Origin of the sequence: Enterobacter sp. 22499 (genome assembly GCF_052044815.1) — a bacterium.
In the GTDB taxonomy this organism is placed as follows: domain Bacteria; phylum Pseudomonadota; class Gammaproteobacteria; order Enterobacterales; family Enterobacteriaceae; genus Enterobacter; species Enterobacter bugandensis.
Window position 1 is genome coordinate 930923 of record NZ_JBQENR010000001.1, and the last position, 21926, is coordinate 952848.

Annotated in this window: 16 protein-coding genes; 6 read left to right on the forward strand and 10 right to left on the reverse strand. The window is 55.1% G+C overall.

Annotation, left to right across the window (positions count from 1 at the left end; all coding sequences use genetic code 11):
- Positions 1–12 precede the first annotated feature (12 nt).
- From ycaO to pflA, 4 genes are all read left to right on the forward strand, one after another.
- Positions 13–1773, forward strand: coding sequence for a 30S ribosomal protein S12 methylthiotransferase accessory factor YcaO (gene ycaO, locus ACTJI7_RS04620; RefSeq protein ID WP_162269367.1), 1761 nt, complete (start codon positions 13–15; stop codon positions 1771–1773).
- Positions 1774–2179: 406 nt separating this feature from the next.
- Positions 2180–3037 carry a formate transporter FocA gene (gene focA, locus ACTJI7_RS04625; protein ID WP_028012564.1) on the forward strand — a complete coding sequence of 286 codons (858 nt, stop codon included), beginning with the start codon at positions 2180–2182 and terminating at the stop codon, positions 3035–3037.
- A 51-nt stretch (positions 3038–3088) separates the two neighbouring features.
- Positions 3089–5371, forward strand: coding sequence for a formate C-acetyltransferase (gene pflB / locus ACTJI7_RS04630; protein WP_023338210.1), 2283 nt, complete (start codon positions 3089–3091; stop codon positions 5369–5371).
- 203 nt (positions 5372–5574) lie between these two features.
- Positions 5575–6315 (forward strand): pyruvate formate lyase 1-activating protein, encoded by a 741-nt coding sequence (gene pflA, locus ACTJI7_RS04635; protein ID WP_028012563.1) that lies wholly within the window; start codon positions 5575–5577, stop codon positions 6313–6315.
- Between the two features lie 36 nt (positions 6316–6351).
- Here the strand turns inward: pflA and ACTJI7_RS04640 are convergent, their stop codons facing one another.
- Complete coding sequence (locus ACTJI7_RS04640) at positions 6352–6810, reverse strand: anti-virulence regulator CigR family protein (protein WP_269837742.1); 459 nt, start codon at positions 6808–6810, stop codon at positions 6352–6354.
- Here ACTJI7_RS04640 and ACTJI7_RS04645 point away from each other — a divergent pair.
- Positions 6809–6949, forward strand: a complete 141-nt coding sequence (locus ACTJI7_RS04645) for a hypothetical protein (protein WP_223824769.1) — start codon at positions 6809–6811, stop codon at positions 6947–6949. The two genes, ACTJI7_RS04640 and ACTJI7_RS04645, sit on opposite strands and share 2 nt — an antisense overlap.
- Positions 6950–7004: 55 nt before the next feature.
- Here ACTJI7_RS04645 and ACTJI7_RS04650 read toward each other — a convergent pair whose 3' ends face one another.
- From ACTJI7_RS04650 to lrp, 9 genes are all read right to left on the reverse strand, one after another.
- Positions 7005–8153, reverse strand: coding sequence for an MFS transporter (locus tag ACTJI7_RS04650; protein WP_045261768.1), 1149 nt, complete (start codon positions 8151–8153; stop codon positions 7005–7007).
- A 275-nt stretch (positions 8154–8428) separates the two neighbouring features.
- Positions 8429–9292: a dimethyl sulfoxide reductase anchor subunit family protein gene (locus ACTJI7_RS04655; RefSeq protein ID WP_047368208.1), complete on the reverse strand. Its 864-nt coding sequence runs from the start codon at positions 9290–9292 to the stop codon at positions 8429–8431.
- 1 nt (position 9293) lies between these two features.
- Complete coding sequence (locus tag ACTJI7_RS04660) at positions 9294–9911, reverse strand: DMSO/selenate family reductase complex B subunit (protein ID WP_014883208.1); 618 nt, start codon at positions 9909–9911, stop codon at positions 9294–9296.
- Positions 9912–9921: 10 nt separating this feature from the next.
- Positions 9922–12366 (reverse strand): dimethylsulfoxide reductase subunit A, encoded by a 2445-nt coding sequence (gene dmsA, locus ACTJI7_RS04665; RefSeq protein ID WP_063154573.1) that lies wholly within the window; start codon positions 12364–12366, stop codon positions 9922–9924.
- A gap of 211 nt (positions 12367–12577) precedes the next feature.
- A complete protein-coding gene (serS, locus tag ACTJI7_RS04670; protein ID WP_063154575.1) occupies positions 12578–13870 on the reverse strand; it encodes a serine--tRNA ligase in 1293 nt (430 codons plus the stop codon).
- Between the two features lie 92 nt (positions 13871–13962).
- A complete protein-coding gene (rarA, locus tag ACTJI7_RS04675) occupies positions 13963–15306 on the reverse strand; it encodes a replication-associated recombination protein RarA (RefSeq protein WP_028012558.1) in 1344 nt (447 codons plus the stop codon).
- Between the two features lie 9 nt (positions 15307–15315).
- On the reverse strand, positions 15316–15930 hold the full coding sequence (lolA, locus tag ACTJI7_RS04680) for an outer membrane lipoprotein chaperone LolA (RefSeq protein WP_028012557.1): 615 nt from the start codon (positions 15928–15930) through the stop codon (positions 15316–15318).
- Positions 15931–16057: 127 nt separating this feature from the next.
- Positions 16058–19753, reverse strand: a complete 3696-nt coding sequence (locus ACTJI7_RS04685; RefSeq protein ID WP_063154577.1) for a DNA translocase FtsK 4TM domain-containing protein — start codon at positions 19751–19753, stop codon at positions 16058–16060.
- Positions 19754–19888: 135 nt separating this feature from the next.
- Positions 19889–20383: a leucine-responsive transcriptional regulator Lrp gene (gene lrp / locus ACTJI7_RS04690; protein WP_000228469.1), complete on the reverse strand. Its 495-nt coding sequence runs from the start codon at positions 20381–20383 to the stop codon at positions 19889–19891.
- Between the two features lie 544 nt (positions 20384–20927).
- Here lrp and trxB point away from each other — a divergent pair.
- On the forward strand, positions 20928–21896 hold the full coding sequence (trxB, locus tag ACTJI7_RS04695) for a thioredoxin-disulfide reductase (RefSeq protein ID WP_063154579.1): 969 nt from the start codon (positions 20928–20930) through the stop codon (positions 21894–21896).
- Positions 21897–21926: the final 30 nt, after the last annotated feature.

Sequence of the window (21926 nt, forward strand, 5' to 3'; positions counted from 1 at the left end):
AAAGTGAACGCCATGACTCAAACGTTTATCCCCGGCAAAGACGCCGCTCTGGAAGATTCCATCGCTCGCTTCCAGCAGAAACTGACCGACCTGGGCTTTAACATCGAAGAAGCCTCCTGGCTGAACCCGGTGCCTCACGTCTGGTCCGTGCACATTCGCGACAAAGACTGCGCGCTCTGCTTTACCAACGGTAAAGGTGCGACGAAAAAAGCGGCACTGGCCTCTGCGCTGGGTGAGTATTTTGAGCGTCTGTCCACCAACTATTTCTTCGCTGACTTCTGGCTGGGTGAAACCATCGCCAACGGCCCGTTCGTTCACTATCCGAACGAAAAATGGTTCCCGCTGACCGAAGACGATGAACTGCCGGAAGGCATTCTGGATGGCCGTCTGCGTGCCTTCTACGATCCGGAAAACGAACTGACCGCCAGCATGCTGATCGATCTGCAGTCTGGGAATGAAGAACGTGGGATCTGCGCCCTGCCGTTCACCCGTCAGTCTGACGAGCAGACCGTCTACATCCCGATGAACATCGTCGGCAACCTGTATGTGTCCAACGGTATGTCCGCCGGTAACACCCGCAATGAAGCGCGCGTGCAGGGCCTGTCTGAAGTGTTCGAGCGTCATATCAAAAACCGCATTATTGCCGAATCCATCAGCCTGCCTGAAATTCCGGCAGACGTGCTGGCGCGCTACCCGGGCGTGGTGGAATCCATCGCCAAACTGGAAGCGGAAGGTTTCCCAATCTTTGCCTATGACGGCTCGCTGGGCGGTAAATATCCGGTTATCTGCGTCGTGCTGTTTAACCCGACTAACGGAACCTGCTTCGCCTCCTTCGGCGCGCACCCTGACTTCGGCGTGGCGCTGGAGCGTACCGTGACCGAGCTGCTGCAGGGCCGTAGCCTGAAAGATCTCGACGTATTCACCCCGCCAACGTTTGACGATGAAGAAGTGGCCGAGCACACCAACCTCGAAACCCACTTCATCGACTCCAGCGGTTTGATCTCCTGGGATATGTTCAAGCAGGACGCGGACTATCCGTTCGTGGACTGGAGCTTTGCCGGTACCACCGAAGAAGAGTTCGCTACATTGATGGCAATCTTCGACGCCGAAGATCAGGAAGTCTACATTGCCGACTACGAACACCTGGGCGTTTACGCGTGCCGCATCATCGTACCTGGCATGTCCGATATCTACCCGGCGGAAGATCTGTGGCTCGCAAACAACAGCATGGGCGCGCACCTGCGTGAAACCCTACTCTCCCTGCCGGGCAGCGATTGGGAAAAAGAAGATTATCTCAACTTGATAGCCCAGCTGGACGATGAAGGCCACGATGACTTTACCCGCGTGCGCGAGCTGCTGGGTCTGGCGACCGGGAAAGACAACGGCTGGTACACGCTGCGCATCGGTGAACTGAAAGCGATGCTGGCCCTCGCGGGCGGCGATCTGGATCAGGCTCTGGCCTGGACAGAATGGACCATGGAGTTTAACCAGTCGGTCTTCTCCGCCGAGCGCACCAACTATTACCGCTGTCTGCAAACCCTGCTGCTGCTTGCGCAGGAAGACGATCGCGAGCCACTGCAGTACCTGAACGCTTTCGTACGTATGTACGGTGCTGAAGCGGTTGAAGCCGCCAGCGCGGCGCTGAGCGGTGAAGAGCCTTTCTACGGTCTGCAGGCGGTTGACAGCGATCTGAAAGCCTTCCCGGCGCATCAGTCTCTGCTGAAGGCCTATGAAAAGCTGCAGAAAGCAAAAGCCGCTTACTGGTCAAAATAAGCGCATATAACATTAACGGCAGTAGGCGTATTCAATCGTCTGGGCTATATTACGGGGCAATTTCATTGCCCCTTTTTTTATTCTCTTCGGCAATGATTGTTGATTGTAATAATAAAGTTAAACACGGGTAAATATAATAATATTTGCCTGGGCTTTATTGTTACTTTTTATGGTAAATACTCCATATTAATTAACTGTTTCGAAGGGGGCCGAACGAAAAAATTCAACTCTTTTCATAACTTTTAAAATTTATTTTTATACGGATAATCAAATACTTACTCCGCATTTGTTGTAAAACCATACATACTGCGGGCCTATAAGCCAGGCGAGATATGATCTATATCAATTTCTCTTCTATAATGCTTTGTTAGTATCTCGTCGCCGACTTAATAAAGAGAGAGTTAGTGTGAAAGCTGACAACCCTTTTGATCTTTTACTCCCCGCCGCGATGGCAAAAGTTGCCGAAGAAGCGGGTGTCTATAAAGCAACGAAACACCCGATGAAGACGTTCTATCTGGCGATCACCGCTGGTGTGTTCATCTCTATCGCTTTCGTCTTCTACATCACCGCCACCACCGGTACTGCCGGAATGCCTTTCGGCATGGCCAAACTGATTGGCGGCATTTGCTTCTCACTGGGTCTGATTCTCTGCGTCATTTGCGGCGCCGACCTCTTCACCTCAACGGTGCTGATTGTTGTGGCGAAAGCCAGCGGAAGAATTACCTGGGGTCAACTGGCGCGCAACTGGCTTAACGTCTACGTTGGTAACCTGATTGGCTGTCTGCTCTTTGTTCTGTTGATGTGGCTCTCTGGCGAGTATATGACCGCCAACGGTGGCTGGGGGCTTAATGTCCTGCAAACCGCTGACCACAAAATGCATCACACATTTATCGAAGCCGTTGCTCTCGGCATCCTCGCAAACCTGATGGTCTGCCTGGCGGTCTGGATGAGCTACTCTGGCCGTAGCCTGATGGATAAAGCCATGATTATGGTTCTGCCGGTTGCGATGTTTGTTGCCAGCGGCTTCGAGCACAGTATTGCGAATATGTTCATGATCCCGATGGGGATTGTTATCCGCAACTTTGCAAGCCCGGAGTTCTGGACCGCAGTTGGTTCATCCCCGGAAAGTTTCTCTCACCTGACTATTATGAATTTCATTACTGATAACCTGATCCCCGTCACTATCGGGAACATTATCGGTGGGGGTCTGTTAGTTGGGTTGACATACTGGGTCATTTACCTGCGTGGCGGCGACCATCATTAATGGTTGTCTCAGGCAGTAAATAAAAAATCCACTTAAGAAGGTAGGTGTTACATGTCCGAGCTTAATGAAAAGTTAGCCACAGCCTGGGAAGGTTTTGCGAAAGGTGACTGGCAGAATGAAGTCAACGTGCGTGACTTCATTCAGAAAAACTATACCCCGTATGAAGGTGACGAATCCTTCCTGGCTGGCGCAACTGACGCGACCACCAAGCTGTGGGACAGCGTAATGGAAGGCGTTAAACTGGAAAACCGCACTCACGCGCCAGTTGATTTTGACACCTCCGTTGCATCCACCATCACTTCTCACGATGCTGGCTACATCAACAAAGCCCTTGAGAAAATTGTTGGTCTGCAGACTGAAGCACCACTGAAACGCGCCATCATCCCGTTCGGTGGTATCAAAATGGTTGAAGGTTCCTGCAAAGCGTATAACCGCGAGCTGGACCCAATGCTGAAAAAAATCTTCACCGAATACCGCAAAACCCATAACCAGGGCGTATTCGATGTTTATACCAAAGACATTCTGAACTGCCGTAAATCTGGCGTTCTGACCGGTCTGCCAGATGCCTATGGCCGTGGCCGTATCATCGGTGACTACCGTCGCGTTGCGCTGTACGGTATCGACTTCCTGATGAAAGACAAATACGCGCAGTTCGTTTCCCTGCAGTCTGACCTGGAAAACGGCGTAAACCTGGAAGCGACTATCCGTCTGCGTGAAGAAATTGCTGAACAGCACCGCGCGCTGGGTCAGATCAAAGAGATGGCGGCTAAATATGGCTGTGATATCTCTGGTCCTGCGACCAACGCTCAGGAAGCTATTCAGTGGACCTACTTCGGCTACCTGGCCGCTGTTAAGTCTCAGAACGGTGCAGCAATGTCCTTCGGCCGCGTATCCACCTTCCTGGATGCGTACATCGAACGTGACCTGAAAGCAGGTAAAATCACCGAGCAAGACGCTCAGGAAATGATTGACCACCTGGTCATGAAACTGCGTATGGTTCGCTTCCTGCGTACCCCAGAATATGATGAGCTGTTCTCTGGTGACCCAATCTGGGCAACCGAATCTATCGGCGGTATGGGCGTTGACGGTCGTACGCTGGTTACCAAAAACAGCTTCCGCTTCCTGAACACCCTGTACACCATGGGTCCTTCTCCGGAGCCGAACATCACCGTTCTGTGGTCTGAAAAACTGCCTCTGAACTTCAAGAAATTCGCCGCTAAAGTGTCCATCGATACCTCTTCCCTGCAGTATGAGAACGATGACCTGATGCGTCCGGACTTCAACAACGACGATTACGCTATCGCTTGCTGCGTAAGCCCAATGGTTGTGGGTAAGCAAATGCAGTTCTTCGGTGCGCGTGCAAACCTGGCGAAAACCATGCTGTACGCAATCAACGGCGGCGTTGATGAAAAACTGAAAATGCAGGTTGGTCCTAAGTCTGAGCCGATCAAAGGCGATGTGCTGAACTATGACGAAGTCATGGAGCGCATGGACCACTTCATGGACTGGCTGGCTAAGCAGTACGTGACCGCGCTGAACGTTATCCACTACATGCACGACAAGTACAGCTACGAAGCCTCTCTGATGGCGCTGCACGACCGTGACGTTATCCGCACCATGGCGTGTGGTATCGCAGGTCTGTCCGTTGCGGCTGACTCCCTGTCTGCAATCAAATACGCGAAAGTTAAACCAATTCGTGACGAAGACGGCCTGGCCGTAGACTTCGAAATCGAAGGCGAATACCCGCAGTTTGGTAACAACGACGCTCGTGTTGATGACATGGCGGTTGACCTGGTAGAACGTTTCATGAAGAAAATTCAGAAACTCACTACCTACCGTAACGCTATCCCGACTCAGTCTGTTCTGACCATCACCTCTAACGTTGTGTATGGTAAGAAAACCGGTAACACCCCAGACGGTCGTCGTGCTGGCGCGCCATTTGGCCCAGGTGCTAACCCAATGCACGGTCGTGACCAGAAAGGTGCTGTAGCTTCTCTGACCTCCGTTGCTAAACTGCCGTTTGCTTACGCGAAAGATGGTATCTCTTACACCTTCTCTATCGTGCCAAACGCGCTGGGTAAAGACGACGAAGTGCGTAAAACTAACCTCGCGGGTCTGATGGATGGTTACTTCCACCACGAAGCGTCCATCGAAGGTGGTCAGCACCTGAACGTGAACGTAATGAACCGTGAAATGCTGCTCGACGCGATGGAACATCCTGAGAAATATCCTCAGCTGACCATCCGCGTATCTGGCTACGCAGTACGTTTTAACTCCCTGACGAAAGAACAGCAGCAGGACGTTATCACCCGTACTTTCACTCAGTCCATGTAAGTGGAATTGACTGAAATCACGCGTTAAAAAGCGTACAATAAAGGCTCCACGCAAGTGGGGCCTTTTTAACACCCTCGCTTCACCAGTCTCTTTTGTCCGCTATCTATACTTTATGGATAACAGCCAAAACAGACTCGACATAGCCTTTGAGCTGTGCAACTACACAGGCCCCCGGATGGGCCAAATTCGGAGATATCACCGCAATGTCAACTATTGGTCGCATTCACTCCTTTGAATCCTGTGGCACCGTCGATGGCCCGGGGATCCGCTTTATTACCTTTTTCCAGGGCTGCCTGATGCGCTGCCTGTACTGCCATAACCGCGACACCTGGGACACGCACGGCGGTAAAGAAGTCACCGTGGAAGATCTGATGAAAGAGGTGGTGACCTACCGCCACTTTATGAACGCATCCGGCGGTGGCGTGACTGCGTCCGGCGGTGAAGCTATTCTTCAGGCTGAGTTTGTCCGCGACTGGTTCCGCGCCTGCCATAAAGAAGGCATTCATACCTGCCTCGACACCAACGGCTTTGTGCGCCGCTACGATCCGGTCATTGATGAACTGCTCGACGTGACCGATCTGGTGATGCTCGATCTCAAACAGATGAACGATGAGATCCACCAGAATCTGGTTGGCGTTTCTAACCACCGTACGCTGGAGTTTGCCAAATACATCGCCGATAAAGGAATCAAAACCTGGATCCGCTACGTTGTTGTTCCCGGCTGGTCAGATGACGATGACTCCGCGCATCGCCTGGGTGAATTTACCCGCGACATGGGCAACGTCGAGAAAATTGAGCTTCTGCCCTATCACGAACTGGGTAAACATAAATGGGTGGCGATGGGCGAAGAGTACAAGCTTGATGGCGTGAAGCCGCCGAAAAAAGAGACGATGGAACGCGTGAAAGGTATTCTTGAGCAGTACGGCCACAAGGTCATGTATTAAAGAGAAGGCCCGGTAAGAACCGGGCCTTTTTATATTCTATTTAAAGACGCCGTTAATTACGGAGGTCACAATCGCCGTACTCAGCGCAATTAAGACCAGGTCGTCCCCGACCACGCGCCATTCATAGCCCGGGTAGGAAGGAAGCTGGCCGAGCATAGAGGCTGGTACGGTCTTCTTCGCAATGCCCGGAGGAAGCGGTTTACCGCGTGCGAGGTTTTTCGCAATCCCCGGAGGCAGAGACTCATAGCCCGTTAAGCCATAATTCAGTGCCAGGTGGCGGGCATGATCGAAGCTCACGCGAGCGTCGACGTCATTACCGACATCTTTGCTGTTTTTGAAGCTCTTATCCGATTTTCCAGGGTTTTCCTTTCCGCTATTTTGCTTATTACCATGGTTACCGGAATTACCAGAATTCCCGTTACCATGATTGCCGCCATTACCTTGTCCGCCACTGTTTCCATGACCACCGCCATTCCCGTTTCCAGGATTAGCCATGACCGGAGCCGTTGCAAACGTTAAAGACAACACTACGGCAAGTGCGGTAGTGGAAAAACGACGTATAGACATGATTGTTGCCTTTTGTGGTAGAACTCATTTGAATTATCGCCAGGCGGGGAAAACAAACAATGCGTAAAAGTCTTATATGTGACGGGGACAAAAAAGCCTGTCATCGACAGGCTTTTATTTAATCAGGCGTGCGCCACAGGGGTTGGATGCTCGCCCGCTTTGCGCAGCAGCATCAGGAGATAAATAAACGACACGCTGGCAATCATGATAAACAGCAAATTGTCGGAATAATTCTGCATCAGCATCGCGGTAAATGTCGGTCCCAGCAGGCTACCGATGGTATAGCTTAATAATAGCGCCTGGTTCATTGCCACGAGCTGGTGATGTTCTACTTTCTCACAGGCCCACGCCATCGCGACCGGGTAAAGCGTGAATCCTGCGGCCCCGAGAATAAACAGTGCAGGCGCCATCGCGGCGTTGCTGAGCATCGCAAGGCATCCCATGATCACCACGAAAACCTGAACGCGCAGCACCAGCAGACGACCAAAACGGTCTGCCAGGCGGCCAATCGGCCATTGCCCCACAATACCCGCACTGACCATCACCGCCATCCAGAAACCAATTCCGGAATCGCTGACGCCCTGATGATTCAGGTAGAGCGGCATCAGGCCATAGAGCGAGCCCAGTACAATTCCCGAAATAATGCATCCGTTTACGCCCAGACGCGCCTGACGGAGTCTCAACATCGGCCAGACGTGGGTCGCTTCCTGATGTTCGCTGTTCTGGTTCACAATGCGCGTAAAGAGCAGCGGCAGGATCGCGGCCAGCACCATGCCGGTTACCCACGGCAGCACGCTCATCAGGTCGGTTGGCAGTTTGCTGACCATCAGTTGACCCAGAACGGTACCGACGTAGTAAACCATCATATAGGCCGCCAGAAGACGTCCGCGGTTGCGGGAGGTACCGCTACACATCAGCGCGCTTTCAACCACCACCCAAATCATCGCGCAGCCGACGCCGGCGATAAAGCGCCATGCCATCCAGCTCCAGAAGCCCACCATCAGACCCAGCCCGGCGCACCCGGCAGCGAAAATCAGCGAGGCCAGATAATAGCTGCGATTAAAGCCAAAACGCTTAATCAGGCTACCGGTTAATAATGTGCCCAACAGGTTCCCGGTGAAAAAGGACGAGCTGACCATACCCACCTGCCAGGTCGGTAAGTTTTCATGGGCGAGCCATAGCGGGACGAGCGTGTTTAACACGGCGATCGCCAGGGTCAACAGAAGCAGGCCACAGAGCAACAGGAGCACTGGCCGGGTATAGGTGGTCATGGATTAAAAACCGTGAGGAAGTTCAGATTTCGTGCGCATCATGCCACTGGCAAAAACAAAGTCAATCCACAGATTTAACCGGCTCGCACAATATGTTCCCTGTCGATTTAAAAAACTTATCCTGCTAATGCAGCGCCTGCTATAGATATTAATTATGTATCTGTTTTTATTTATTAATGACCGAAATTAAAACAAAACGACAGTCGAAAAATTTCATGAATGAAAAAAAGAAAAGCCGGGCGCTATGTCCCGGCTTTTTATAACGAAAAATGAAATTAGCTGGCGATAGCCATACCGACCGTCATATGCAGGCCGTAAAACACACCGCGACCAATTAACTCCCCTGCCAGCACCAGCACAAAAGCCAGTGACAGGAGCGGCAGTGCAGGCTGATAACCTTTAAGCTGAGGGCCGATCCAGCACACCAGCGCAGCTGCCAGCAACACCACGCGCCAGGCCATCAGCGAACCGTAGTCCGGCACCAGCGCAGAAGCCTGCTGGATAGAGCTGTGAATGGTTGCCAGCTCGGCCCCCTGCATCAGGGCGACCATCGCGCTCACCACCAGCGCCAGCAGCGAAACGGCTGGCAGCAGACGCATTGCCCAACCGTTTACCCCCGCCACGCGCAGCAGCAGGTAGCCCAGCAGCGGCCCACCGATAAACATCGTCAGGAAGAAGCTCATCGGCGTCCAGAAGCTGTACCAGGTTGGAACGGTATCGATGGTGTTATAGACGCGCACCATCATCCACACGAACACCACGCCCAGTACCATGGTGACGATCAGCCACAGGCTGCGCAGGCCCGCAGGCAATTTTTTCAACGCAGCCAGCAGCCACCCCAGCCCGCCGACGGTAAAGAAGATTGCCCCGCTGGCAATTTCGTTACTGAGCGACGACGCCCCCACGCGGTTCAGGGAGTTGAACGCGCGCATCGGTGAGCCCAGGTGCAGCGTAGAGGCGATAAATCCAATCCCCATCAGCACCCACAGGCCAAACATGCTCAACACTAAACGCTGCTGCTGTTCGGCATTGAGGTTCCCTTTTAACAGCGCCAGCGCCAGAACAATGAAGCCGCCCACTACGCACTGCCCAAAGACCGTGAAGATCATCAGCGGCCATTCATGCCATCCACTTCCCATCTCACACCTCCTTCGGATTTGCCAGGTAGCCGGTGGTGTCACCCGTCGGACGGCTGTTGGCGTTAGGTTTAATGACAATACTCGGCTTGGTGAAGTGTGCTGACGGCAGCGGTGCCACAGCGGCAAGCTGACCGTGTTTCTGACGCAGCTCTTCTATCGGACCAAAATCCAGCGCGCGCAGCGGGCAGGACTCGACGCAGATTGGCTTTTTGCCGTCCGCTACGCGGCTGTGGCAGCCGTCGCACTTGGTCATATGTCCTTTGGCGGCGTTGTACTGCGGCGCGCCGTACGGGCACGCCATATGGCAGTAGCGACAGCCGATGCAGACATCTTCATCCACCACCACAAAACCGTCCTCCCGCTTGTGCATCGCCCCGCTCGGGCACACCTTGGTGCAGGCCGGATCTTCACAGTGGTTACAGGCAATCGACAGGTAATAGGCAAAGACGTTCTGATGCCAGACGCCGTTATCTTCCTGCCAGTCGCCCCCGGCGTATTCGTAAATGCGGCGGAAACTCACGTCCGGGGTGAGATCTTTATAATCTTTACAGGCCAGCTCGCAGGTTTTGCACCCGGTGCAACGGCTGGAATCAATGAAAAATCCATACTGGGTTGTCATCGGTTACTCCTTAAACCTTTTCAACCTGGACAAGGTTTGTGTGAGACGGGTTGCCTTTCGCCAGCGGCGACGGACGCTGCGTGGTCAGGACGTTAATACTGCCTGCCTGGTCGATGCGGTTGGCATCCGGGCTGTACCAGGCCCCTTCCCCCAGTGCCACTACGCCAGGCATCATGCGCGGTGTCACTTTGGCTTCAATGTGTACCTCGCCGCGACCGTTAAAGATACGCACGCGATCCCCGTTACGGATACCACGTGCTTTGGCATCCATCGGGTTGATCCACATCTCCTGGCGGCAGGCGGCCTTCAGTACGTCAACGTTGCCGTAGGTGGAGTGCACGCGCGCCTTGTAGTGGAAACCGGTCAGCTGCAGCGGGAATTTCGCCGTCAGCGGATCGTTATAGTTTTCGAACCCCGGCGTGTAGATCGGCAGCGGATCGATAACATCTCCTTCCGGCAGCTCCCAGGTAGACGCGATTTTTGCCAGCGCTTCGGAGTAGATTTCGATTTTGCCCGACGGCGTGGTCAGCGGATTCGCCTGCGGATCTTCACGGAACGCTTTATACGCCACGTGATGCCCTTCCGGGTCACGCTGCTTGTACATGCCCTGCTTGCGGAAGGTGTCGAAGTCCGGCAGATCGGGAATTGCTTTACGAGAGAGCTCGTGCAGATGGCGCATCCACCCTTCCTGAGTACGCCCTTCGGTAAACTGCTGTTCGACGCCCAATCGCTTCGCCAGTTCGGAGGTCATCTCATAGATGGTTTTGCACTCGAAGCGCGGCTTGATGGCCTGGTCGGTAAAGATCACGTAGGACATGTTGCCGCAGGAAGCGTCCAGCGCGAAATCCATCTGCTCAGACGCGGTGCAGTCCGGCAGCAGAATATCGGCATATTTTGCCGAGGAGGTCATGTGGCAGTCGATCACCACAATCATCTCGCACTTCTTGTCGTCCTGCAGAATTTCATGGGTGCGGTTGATTTCCGAGTGCTGGTTGATAAGGCAGTTGCCGGCGTAGTTCCAGATCATCTTGATCGGCACATCCAGCTTGTCTTTGCCCCGAACGCCGTCGCGCAGCGCGGTCATTTCCGGGCCGCGCTCGATCGCGTCAGTCCACATGAACATGGAGATGCTGGTCTGTACCGGGTTATCCAGCGTCGGCATCCGCTCAAACGGCACTTCATAAGAACCTTCGCGCGCGCCGGTGTTACCGCCATGAACGCCGACGTTGCCGGTCAGAATTGAAAGCATGGAGATAGCGCGGGTGGCGATTTCACCATTCGCATGACGCTGCGGTCCCCAGCCCTGGCTGATGTAGGCCGGTTTAGCTGAACCTATCTCACGCGCCAGCTGAACAATGCGCTCGACCGGAATACCGGTGATGGTGGAGGCCCACTCCGGCGTTTTCGCTACGCCGTCGCTGCCCTGGCCGAGAATATATGCCTTGTAGTGACCATTGGCAGGGGCACTGGCTGGCAGCGTTTTCTCGTCATAACCGACGCAGTATTTATCAAGGAACGGCTGATCGACGAGGTTTTCAGTAATCATCACCCACGCCAGCGCGGAAACCAGTGCCGCATCGGTACCGGGACGAATGGGGATCCACTCATCTTCGCGCCCGGCACCGGTGTCGGTATAGCGCGGATCGATAATGATCATGCGGGCATTAGATTTGGCGCGGGCCTGTTCGAGGTAGTACGTCACCCCGCCGCCGCTCATGCGGGTTTCGCCCGGGTTGTTACCGAACAGGACGACCAGCTTACTGTTTTCGATATCGGACGGGCTGTTGCCGTCGGCCCAGCCGCCGTAGGTGTAGTTCAGACCTGCGGCAATCTGCGCGGAAGAGTAATCGCCGTAGTGGTTGAGATAACCGCCGCAGCAGTTCATCAGACGCGCGACCAGCGTTTTACCCGGTGGCCAGGAGCGGGTCAGCGTGCCGCCCAGCGTCCCGGTGCCATAGTTCAGGTAGATGGACTCGTTGCCGTACTCTTTAATCAGGCGCTGCAGGTTGGTGGCGATAATGTCGTAGGCTTCGTCCCAGCTAATGCGCTCAAACTTCCCTTCCCCACGCTTACCGACACGCTTCATTGGGTATTTCAGACGATCCGGGTTGTAGACGCGGCGACGCATGGAGCGACCGCGCAGGCAGGCGCGAACCTGGTGCAACCCTTCGTAGTTATCGTCCCCGGTGTTATCGGTTTCGACATACTTAATTTCGCCATCCACCACATGCATACGCAGCGGACAACGGCTACCGCAGTTTACGGTACACGCACTCCACACCACTTTTTCCGGAGCTGCGGCTGCGGATAGTGCGTCCGCCGCCGACGCCAGCCGGGTAAAAGGGAGCGTGAAGGCGCTGCTGGCTACAGCCAGGCCGCCTATTGCCGTGGTTTTCATCAACCCACGGCGAGTGACCTCGGCAGCCATTAACGCTTCAGGCGCTTTGATTTTCATAGAGACTCACTTTGGTTGCTCACAAAGAAAAGAGAGGCGGCTCGAACCGCTATATAGTTTTGTAAATAACGAATTTCTTCGTTATCAGCGTCTTATGCTGACTTTCATTCGGAGGAGTATTACTACTTTAGAGGGAGGGGGTATTGCGTCGTGTCAATTCAGAGGCATAAAAAAAGCGCCCGAAGGCGCTTTTTTGTTGTGAGGCAAAGAATTAGCCGATGTACTGCTGGCCTTTCATGTATGGACGCAGCACTTCAGGGATCTCGATGCGGCCATCTGCCTGCTGGTAGTTTTCCAGCACGGCAACCAGCGTACGGCCAACAGCCAGACCAGAACCGTTCAGGGTATGCACCAGACGGGTTTTCTTGTCAGATTTGCTGCGGCAGCGTGCCTGCATGCGGCGTGCCTGGAAATCCCAGACGTTAGAGCAGGAGGAGATTTCACGGTAGGTGTTCTGTGCAGGCACCCAGACTTCCAGGTCGAAGGTTTTGCAGGCACCAAAGCCCATGTCACCGGTGCACAGCGCCATGCGGCGATACGGCAGGCCCAGCAGCTCCAGCACTTTTTCCGCATGGCCAGTCATCTCTTCCAGCGCGTCCATGGATTCTTCCGGACGGACGATCTGCACCATCTCGACTTTGTCGAACTGGTGCATACGGATCAGACCACGGGTGTCGCGACCGTAAGAACCGGCTTCTGAACGGAAGCACGGAGAGTGTGCCGTCAGCTTGATTGGCAGATCGTCTTCGTCAATGATCTCATCACGCACGAGGTTGGTCAGCGGCACTTCCGCGGTTGGGATCAGCGCATAGTTGCTGCTGTCTGCTTCTTCATCCAGCGGACGGGTATGGAACAGATCGCCGGCAAATTTCGGCAGCTGGCCCGTACCGTACAGCGTATCGTGGTTAACCAGATACGGAACATAGGTTTCGCTGTAGCCGTGCTGCTCGGTGTGCAGATCCAGCATGAATTGCGCCAGGGCGCGGTGCAGATGGGCAATCTGACCTTTCATTACTACGAAGCGAGAGCCGGTCAGCTTAACCGCAGCGGCAAAGTCCAGGCCCGCGTGCATTTCGCCCAGCGTCACGTGATCGCGCACTTCGAAGTCAAACTCGCGAGGCGTACCCCAGCGCTTCACTTCAACGTTGTCGTTCTCGTCTTTGCCGACAGGCACGCTCTCGTCAGGAATGTTCGGGATAGCCAGAGCGATGTCACGAATTTCGGCCTGAAGAACGTCCAGCTCCGCTTTCGCCTGATCCAGCTCTTCACCCAGCTTGTTCACTTCCAGGCGTAATGGCTCAATATCTTCCCCGCGCGCTTTCGCCTGGCCAATGGATTTCGATCGAGAGTTACGCTCTGCCTGCAGATTTTCAGTTTGTACCTGCAGTACTTTACGACGCTCTTCAAGAGCGCGCAGCTTATCTACATCCAGCTTAAAGCCCCGGCGTGCCAGTTTTTCAGCGACTGCGTCTGGCTCATTACGCAGCAGATTGGGATCGAGCATGCTTATCCTGTGCTTATCGAATTAAAATAGGAAATGTGACCACAGCCTGCGGTCACAAGGATACAATTGCCAACATTACCGCAACGATTGAACTAACGGTAGCGTTTTATAGGGCTATTTTGATCCTGTCCGGCGAGCCAGGTGAGCTTTTCACCAATCTTGCCTTCAAGACCTCTGTTTGTGGGATGATAATAGCGCGTTTGTGCCATCTCCTGCGGGAAATATTCCTCCCCGGCGGCGTAGGCGTTAGGCTCATCATGGGCGTAGCGATACTCCTGCCCGTAACCCATCTCTTTCATCAGTTTGGTTGGCGCATTGCGCAGATGAACCGGCACATCGTAGTCCGGGCGCTCGCGCGCATCCGACATCGCCGCTTTGAACGCGGTATAGACCGCATTGCTTTTCGGCGCGCAGGCCAGATAGACAATTGCCTGCGCAATGGCGCGTTCGCCTTCCGCCGGGCCTACGCGGGTGAAGCAGTCCCAGGCTGAAAGCGCAACCTGCATGGCGCGCGGGTCAGCATTGCCAACATCTTCTGACGCAATCGCCAGACAGCGGCGCGCAACGTATAGCGGATCGCCACCTGCGGTAATGATACGTGCGTACCAGTAGAGCGCCGCATCCGGCGCGCTGCCGCGCACCGACTTATGCAGCGCCGAGATCAGGTCGTAGAAACGGTCGCCTTTATTATCGAAACGCGCGCTGCGCTCGCCGGCAATTTCCGTGAGCAGTTCAGGCTTCAATACGCGCTTGCCCGCATCGTCCACTTCGGCCATATCGGCCATCATTTCGAGCGTGTTCAGCGCGCGGCGCGCATCGCCGTTGACCAGCTCCGCAATCGCACGTCGCGTGTCGTCAGGCAGAACGATATCCTGCCCACCGTAACCCCGCGCTTTGTCGTCCATTGCCTGGGTCAGAACCTTTTCGATATCTTCCGTGGTCAGGGATTTAAGCAGGTAGACGCGGGCGCGGGACAGCAGCGCCGAGTTGAGTTCAAACGACGGGTTTTCGGTGGTCGCACCAATGAAGAAGATCGTCCCGTCCTCAATATGCGGCAGGAAAGCATCCTGCTGGCTCTTGTTGAAGCGGTGGACTTCATCGACAAAGAGAATGGTGCGGCGTCCGGCATTGCGGTTCTGACGCGCGCGCTCGATCGCCTCGCGGATCTCCTTCACGCCAGACGTTACCGCCGAGATACGCTCAACGTCCGCGTTGGCATAGCGGGCGATCACTTCAGCGAGCGTGGTTTTTCCGGTGCCGGGCGGCCCCCAGAGGATCATGGAGTGCAGATGCCCCGCCTCAATAGCGCGCGGCAAGGGTTTCCCCGCAGCCAGCAGATGCTGCTGACCGATGTACTGCGCTAAATTTTCTGGCCGCATACGGGCGGCCAGAGGTTGAAACGCATTATCTGAAAAATCGAGCGACAGGTTGCTCACTCACGCCTCTTACTTATTGCGTTGGTCGTCCACCGTTACGCCCTGCGGCGGGGTAAAGGTGAATTTCGATGCGTCAACGGCGCCGTTTTGCTGAGACTTAAGCTGGTAGCTGCTGCGCTGATCGTCCTGCTCAACCGCGCCGAACTGATTAATGGTACCGTTGGTGCTTACGTTGATGGTGAACTGCTTCAGATTGCCGTTGCTGCCTTTCGGCGTCAGGACAAACTCATCACCGTTCTGTTTAATGTTGTACTGCTGCCAGTCGCTGGTCTGGTTGCGGGCGATCAGCATAAACGGCGTATTGCTGGTCGCGTCTTTCAGCCAGGTCGCAGTGGCCTGCTCAACAAACGGGTTGAAGAACCACAGGGTTTTACCGTCAGAAACCAGGATGCTCTCATCCGGCTGGGTCATATGCCAGTTAAACAGATTGGGGCGTTTCACCCACAAATCACCCTGTCCTTCCTGCACCGCGTTGCCGCTGCCGTCCGTCACTTTTTGCGTGAAGCTGGCGTGGAAGCTGCTTACTTTATCCAGTCGGCTTTTAAGGTCGCTGGCTGCATCAGCCCAGACGCTGCTGGCTACAAAACTGGTGAGTAATGCACAGGCGATGGCGATTTTTTTCATTGTTATTCCTTAAAATACGTCTTCCCGAAATGGGGTTTCCGTTTCTATTCTGGACCTGCCCGAAGGCAGGCGACAGAAGAATATGCTTAATTTTTGCTGATTTACCCTTCTTTGCAATCGCTGAAGGTTAATCAAACGGCGGCGGAGCCAGCACCTCACGGTTACCGTTGTGCCCCTGCTCGCTCACAATGCCCTGCGCTTCCATCTGCTCGATGATGCGCGCCGCGCGGTTATAGCCGATGCGGAACTGACGCTGCACGCCAGAGATGGACGCTTTGCGTTTTTCAGTAACGAAATTAACCGCCTGGTCGAATAACGGATCCAGCTCTTCGCCGCCGTCAAAGCCACCACCGCCGCCTTCGCTTTCGCTGTCGGAGGTAATGCCGTCAACGTACTGCGGACGTCCGCGCGCCTTCCAGTCCTGCACCACGGCGTGTACTTCCTGGTCGCGAACAAACGCGCCGTGTACGCGCACCGGAGAGGTGGAGTTCGGGCCGGAGTACAGCATGTCACCCATTCCCAGCAGCGACTCAGCGCCGCCCTGGTCAAGAATGGTACGGGAGTCGATTTTGCTCGAAACGGTAAACGCAATACGGGTCGGAATGTTCGCCTTAATCAGACCGGTGATAACGTCCACGGACGGACGCTGGGTCGCCAGCACCAGGTGAATACCTGCCGCACGCGCTTTCTGTGCCAGACGCGCGATCAGCTCTTCCACTTTCTTCCCGACGGTCATCATCAGGTCGGCGAATTCATCCACCAGCACGACGATATAAGGCAGTTTCTCCAGCACAGGATGCTGGGCATCCATGCTGTCACCCGGCTTCCAGTATGGGTCCGGAATCGGACGACCCATGCGCGCCGCCTCGGCGATCTTCTCGTTATAACCGGCCAGGTTACGCACGCCCAGCGCAGACATCAGCTTGTAGCGACGCTCCATTTCATTGACGCTCCAGCGCAGGGCGTTGGCGGCGTCCTTCATGTCGGTGACCACTTCCGTCAGCAGGTGCGGAATGCCTTCGTAGACCGACAGTTCGAGCATTTTCGGGTCGATCATGATGAAACGCACGTCTTCAGGCTGCGCTTTGTAGAGCATGCTCAGGATCATGGCGTTCACGCCGACTGATTTACCGGAACCGGTGGTACCCGCTACCAGCAGGTGAGGCATTTTCGCGAGGTCTGCCACCACCGGGTCGCCGGCGATATCTTTACCCAACACCACGGTCAGCGGAGATGGGTTATCGCGGAACTTGGTGTTATCCAGCACTTCACGCAGGTAAACGGTCTGACGTTTCTTGTTCGGCAGCTCAAGGCCAACGTACGGTTTACCCGGAATCACTTCCACCACACGTACCGCCACGGTCGACAGAGAACGCGCCAGGTCGCGGGAGAGGTTAGAAATACGCGCGGCTTTGACGCCCGGCGCCAGGTTCAGTTCGAAGCGGGTGATCACAGGACCGGGTGAGTAGTTCACCACATCCGCCTTGATGCGGAAGTCTGCCAGACGGGCTTCCACCAGACGGGCCATCTGCTCCAGGGCAAACGTATCAACCGGCTCGACTTCAGCCGGTGGCGGCGTCAACAAATCCAGCGAAGGCAGCGGCGTGCTCGGACGCTGCAGCGGACGGCTATCACCGTTACGCATCAGCAGTGGGTGAATCAGGCTCTCCTGCGGCTGCGGTGCTGGCTGCTGGTACTGCGGCGGCTGCTGTTGTGGCTGCTGCGGTTGCGCATACGGCTGCTGAACAGGTTGCTGCGGCTGCACGTAAGTCTGTGCCTGCGGCGCTGGCGGCTGACGCACAGGCTCAGCTTCAGGCATCACGCTTGGGGTGAACAGAGGCTCGCTCGGGCCATCATCCACCAGATCTTTCATCGGCGAAAACTCGAAATCCGATAATGAGAACGGGTTCGCACCAGCTGGCTGTTCACCTGAGTAACGCTGCTGCTGGGTTGCCGCAAACTGACGCGCTAATTCGGCTTCAGCCGCGTCATCTTCGTCTTCCAGCATCGGTTCATCATGCTGATAGTCTTCACCGTAGCGCTGATTCTGCTGCGCGGCGAACTGGCGCGCCAGCTCGTCCTGCTGCATTTCATCAGCATCATCTTCGTAGTCCGTCCCACGCGCTTTCTCTTCGGCCATCCGCTGGGAAGGCAGCTTGATCCCATAGGAGGCAAGCTCACGACGGGTTGGAACGCGGACGCGGTTAGGGCGAGGCAGTTGCGGACCAATTCCCTCTTTCACCTGCGGACGCGGCGCACCGCCCGTTGCCAGGCTAAAAACAGGTGCCGCCGCCGCTGCGGCTGCGGTAGCCTGCTTCACGCTTTCCGCTACGGGGGCAACAGCAGGCGTCGGGTCGACCGGTTGAACCGAAACCGACGGGGCTTTTGGCGCAGGTTCCTGCACCGGTTCAGGCACAGGCTGATACCATGCCGCCAGCTGTTCGCGCTCACGAGCACGGCGTTCTTCAACTTCTTCAAAATAGTACATTGGCGGACGAGACGGTTTCACCTCTTCCACCACCTCAGGTTCAGGCTGAGGCTCGACATAAGGCTGCACAGGTTCAACCGGTTCAGGCACGTACTCCTGATAAGGCTGGGCCACAGGCTGCTCATAGTGCGGCTGTTCATACTCAGGTTGCGGCGGCTGATAAGGCTGCTGCCACTGCTCCTGCTGCACGGGGATATAGCTCTCTGGTTCCGGCGCGATAACAGGCTCCGGCGTGTGGACACCCGGCGCGGTCTGCCAGGCAACCTGAGGCTGCTGAATAGCGGATTCCGGAGGCGGAACCGGCGCGGATGGCATCACGGCTTCGACAGGCGCGGCATACGCCTGTGATGCTGTCGTTGCGGCTGCGGCCGCGGCAACCGGCGCGGTAACGGTATGGCCGTTAAGCAGCGGATCGTATTCATCGAAATCACCCGGCATCGCCCGGTTGCCGGAGAAAAGCACATCATCAGGATCGACTGTACTACCCGCTGCGCGGTACTCCACCTGCTCGTCTTCATCCATACGCTTACCGGAGAAGAGCGCCGCGTCGGTTTTACGTCCAAGCGGGTTGGCAAATTTTTCAGCAACGCGCTGGCGACGCGCCAGGGCACCGCGCAGAATACGAGCACGACGAGATTCACGACGTTGCACCGGCGCATCGTCTTCCTCTTCGTACTCATCTTCATATTCTTCTTCATCGACCCACGTGTCGTCGCGGCGGGTACGGTTGCTCGCAAAGGTCAGGATCGTCAGAATAAAGCTGCCGATCTTCTCGGCAATGCTCACCCATGACCAGCCGGTAAACAGCGTCAGCCCGGCCGCCCAGATGCAGAGCAGCGCCAGCGTGCCGCCGCTGCTGTGCAGCATCGGCTGTAGCGCAGAGCTCAGCAGGCTGCCAATCACCCCACCGGAGGCGAAGTACCAGATATCATCGGCATTAATCGCCGCCAGCCCGCAGGAGGTGAGGATCAGCGCCAGGGCGCCAATCAGGCGCAGGGAAACTGCAAAATAGTCGATGTAATCATCGTTCTGACGATGACGCCATGCAAACCAGCATCCGCCAATGATTATGACGGGAATGGTGTAGGCCATCACACCGAAAATGAAAAAGAGCGTGTCCGCAAGCCAGGCTCCGGGTACGCCGCCTAAATTATGGATAGGCTCATGCCACGCGGTTTGCGACCAGCTGGGATCGGAGGGATTGAAACTGAGTAAGGCTGCCATCAGCCAGACGGCAAAAAGGGCAATAACGATCAGCAAAGCCTCGAGGAGACGACGTCCGCTGCTTAGCTTCGATAGTGTGACTTCTTTGTCTTCAGTGTATTCCTGGCTCAAGAAAGGCTCTCCAGGTATCAGGCATATCCTGCCTGTTTGCTAAAACGGACAACAGCGCCGGGGCTCCCCGGCACTGTTGCTGTATGGATTAACAGGAGTGTAATCAAACTACGCTGATTTTGCACCTGTTCCGTGTTAGCGCGTCTTAATAACCAGACGATTGCTCTGTTTGACCTCTTCCATCACCACATAGGTACGGGTGTCGTTCACGCCTGGCAGACGCAGCAGGGTTTCCCCCAGCAGCTTACGGTAGGCGGACATATCAGGCACACGGGTTTTCAACAGGTAGTCGAAATCACCGGACACCAGATGACACTCTTGAATTTCTTCAAGTTTTTGTACAGCGGCGTTAAATTGCTCAAACACATCCGGCGCACCACGATTCAGAGTAATCTCAACAAATACCAGAAGTGAGGCATCCAGATAATGCGGGTTCAGCAGAGCCGTATAGCCCTGAATAAAACCCTGTCTTTCCAGTCGGCGCACACGCTCAAGGCACGGCGTCGGGGAAAGTCCCACACGTTTTGAAAGCTCGACGTTGGAAATACGCCCATCCTTTTGCAATTCATTAAGAATGTTACGATCGATACGGTCGAGATCTTTGCCAGGGCGCTTCTTGCTATCTACCATTATTATTGTCTCTCTGTATTCCTTCCCTACTCCTGCCTGGACCCTGTGCACATCACTGTTCAGAGCCTGTACCCGTTAGTCATCACATCGCCTGGTTATGTATTAGACGCGATGCGGATTCGGGTTCTGTTGGTAAGAAGACCGCTGCCCGAAGGCTGTCACCGACATCACGTATGGCGTCTGTCCACGCCATGCGTAGATTTCACTGACACGGTAAAAATGGCATTTACGTGCATGCCTATGCGGCATACGGTTAACGCGTTTTTTTTTCTTCCTTGAATGTTTTCGCAAATGCGCAGGGGATTGTCAAAGCAAAACATCGTTTTTTAGTACAAGATGCCGGATATTCATTACGGGGGGGTATTAATCCTCATTTTACTGCTTTATAAACGAGCGGTTTTCAGTAGAAAACGTGACGTAACGGCACTGGATTCATCGGGCGCAGCTATTACATATATCGAAAGCAAAATCCCAGTGCTCTTTTTTTACGGCAACAAATTCCCTACAATCCAGCCCATTGCCTGCCAACAACAATGGGGATCTCATGGGCACGACCAAACACAGTAAGTTGTTAATCCTTGGTTCTGGACCTGCGGGATATACCGCGGCGGTCTATGCTGCACGCGCAAACCTGCAGCCGGTACTGATCACCGGCATGGAAAAAGGCGGTCAGTTGACCACCACCACGGAAGTGGAAAACTGGCCGGGCGACCCGGACGATCTGACCGGGCCGCTGCTGATGGAACGCATGCACGAGCATGCCGCCAAATTCGAAACCGAAATCCTTTTCGACCACATTAATAAAGTGGATTTGCAGAACCGTCCGTTCCGCCTGACGGGTGACAGCGGTGAATACACCTGCGATGCGCTAATCATTGCCACCGGCGCCTCTGCCCGTTATCTCGGCCTGCCGTCTGAAGAAGCGTTCAAAGGCCGCGGCGTCTCTGCCTGTGCGACCTGCGACGGTTTCTTTTACCGTAACCAGAAAGTCGCGGTTATCGGCGGCGGTAATACCGCGGTGGAAGAAGCGCTGTACCTGGCGAACATCGCCTCTGAAGTGCATCTGATCCACCGTCGTGACACCTTCCGCGCCGAGAAGATCCTCATTAAGCGCCTGATGGATAAAGTGGCGAGTGGCAACATCGTGCTGCACACCAACCGTACCCTGGAAGAAGTCACGGGCGATCAGATGGGCGTTGCGGGTCTGCGCATTCGTGATACCCAGAACACCGATAACGTCGAAACGCTGGAAGTAGCGGGCCTGTTTGTGGCAATCGGCCACAGCCCGAACACCGCGATCTTCGAAGGCCAGCTGGAGCTGGAAAACGGCTATATCAAAGTGCAGTCCGGCATTCACGGTAACGCGACCCAGACCAGCATCCCGGGCGTGTTCGCTGCCGGTGACGTGATGGACCATATTTATCGTCAGGCGATCACCTCTGCGGGCACCGGCTGTATGGCCGCGCTGGACGCTGAACGCTACCTCGACGGACTGGCTGAACAAGGTAAATAATCTTTACAAGTCAGTAACAAACGTAAATAA

Bases quoted from the DNA above. Each gene is read 5' to 3' on its own strand.
- ycaO (WP_162269367.1), top strand. From the start codon at position 13: ATGACTCAAACGTTTATCCCCGGCAAAGACGCCGCTCTGGAAGATTCC.
- pflB (WP_023338210.1), top strand. From the start codon at position 3,089: ATGTCCGAGCTTAATGAAAAGTTAGCCACAGCCTGGGAAGGTTTTGCG.
- pflA (WP_028012563.1), top strand. From the start codon at position 5,575: ATGTCAACTATTGGTCGCATTCACTCCTTTGAATCCTGTGGCACCGTC.
- ACTJI7_RS04645 (WP_223824769.1), top strand. From the start codon at position 6,809: ATGACCGGAGCCGTTGCAAACGTTAAAGACAACACTACGGCAAGTGCG.
- ACTJI7_RS04640 (WP_269837742.1), bottom strand. From the start codon at position 6,810: ATGGCTAATCCTGGAAACGGGAATGGCGGTGGTCATGGAAACAGTGGC.
- ACTJI7_RS04650 (WP_045261768.1), bottom strand. From the start codon at position 8,153: ATGACCACCTATACCCGGCCAGTGCTCCTGTTGCTCTGTGGCCTGCTT.
- ACTJI7_RS04655 (WP_047368208.1), bottom strand. From the start codon at position 9,292: ATGGGAAGTGGATGGCATGAATGGCCGCTGATGATCTTCACGGTCTTT.
- ACTJI7_RS04660 (WP_014883208.1), bottom strand. From the start codon at position 9,911: ATGACAACCCAGTATGGATTTTTCATTGATTCCAGCCGTTGCACCGGG.
- dmsA (WP_063154573.1), bottom strand. From the start codon at position 12,366: ATGAAAATCAAAGCGCCTGAAGCGTTAATGGCTGCCGAGGTCACTCGC.
- serS (WP_063154575.1), bottom strand. From the start codon at position 13,870: ATGCTCGATCCCAATCTGCTGCGTAATGAGCCAGACGCAGTCGCTGAA.
- lolA (WP_028012557.1), bottom strand. From the start codon at position 15,930: ATGAAAAAAATCGCCATCGCCTGTGCATTACTCACCAGTTTTGTAGCC.
- lrp (WP_000228469.1), bottom strand. From the start codon at position 20,383: ATGGTAGATAGCAAGAAGCGCCCTGGCAAAGATCTCGACCGTATCGAT.
- trxB (WP_063154579.1), top strand. From the start codon at position 20,928: ATGGGCACGACCAAACACAGTAAGTTGTTAATCCTTGGTTCTGGACCT.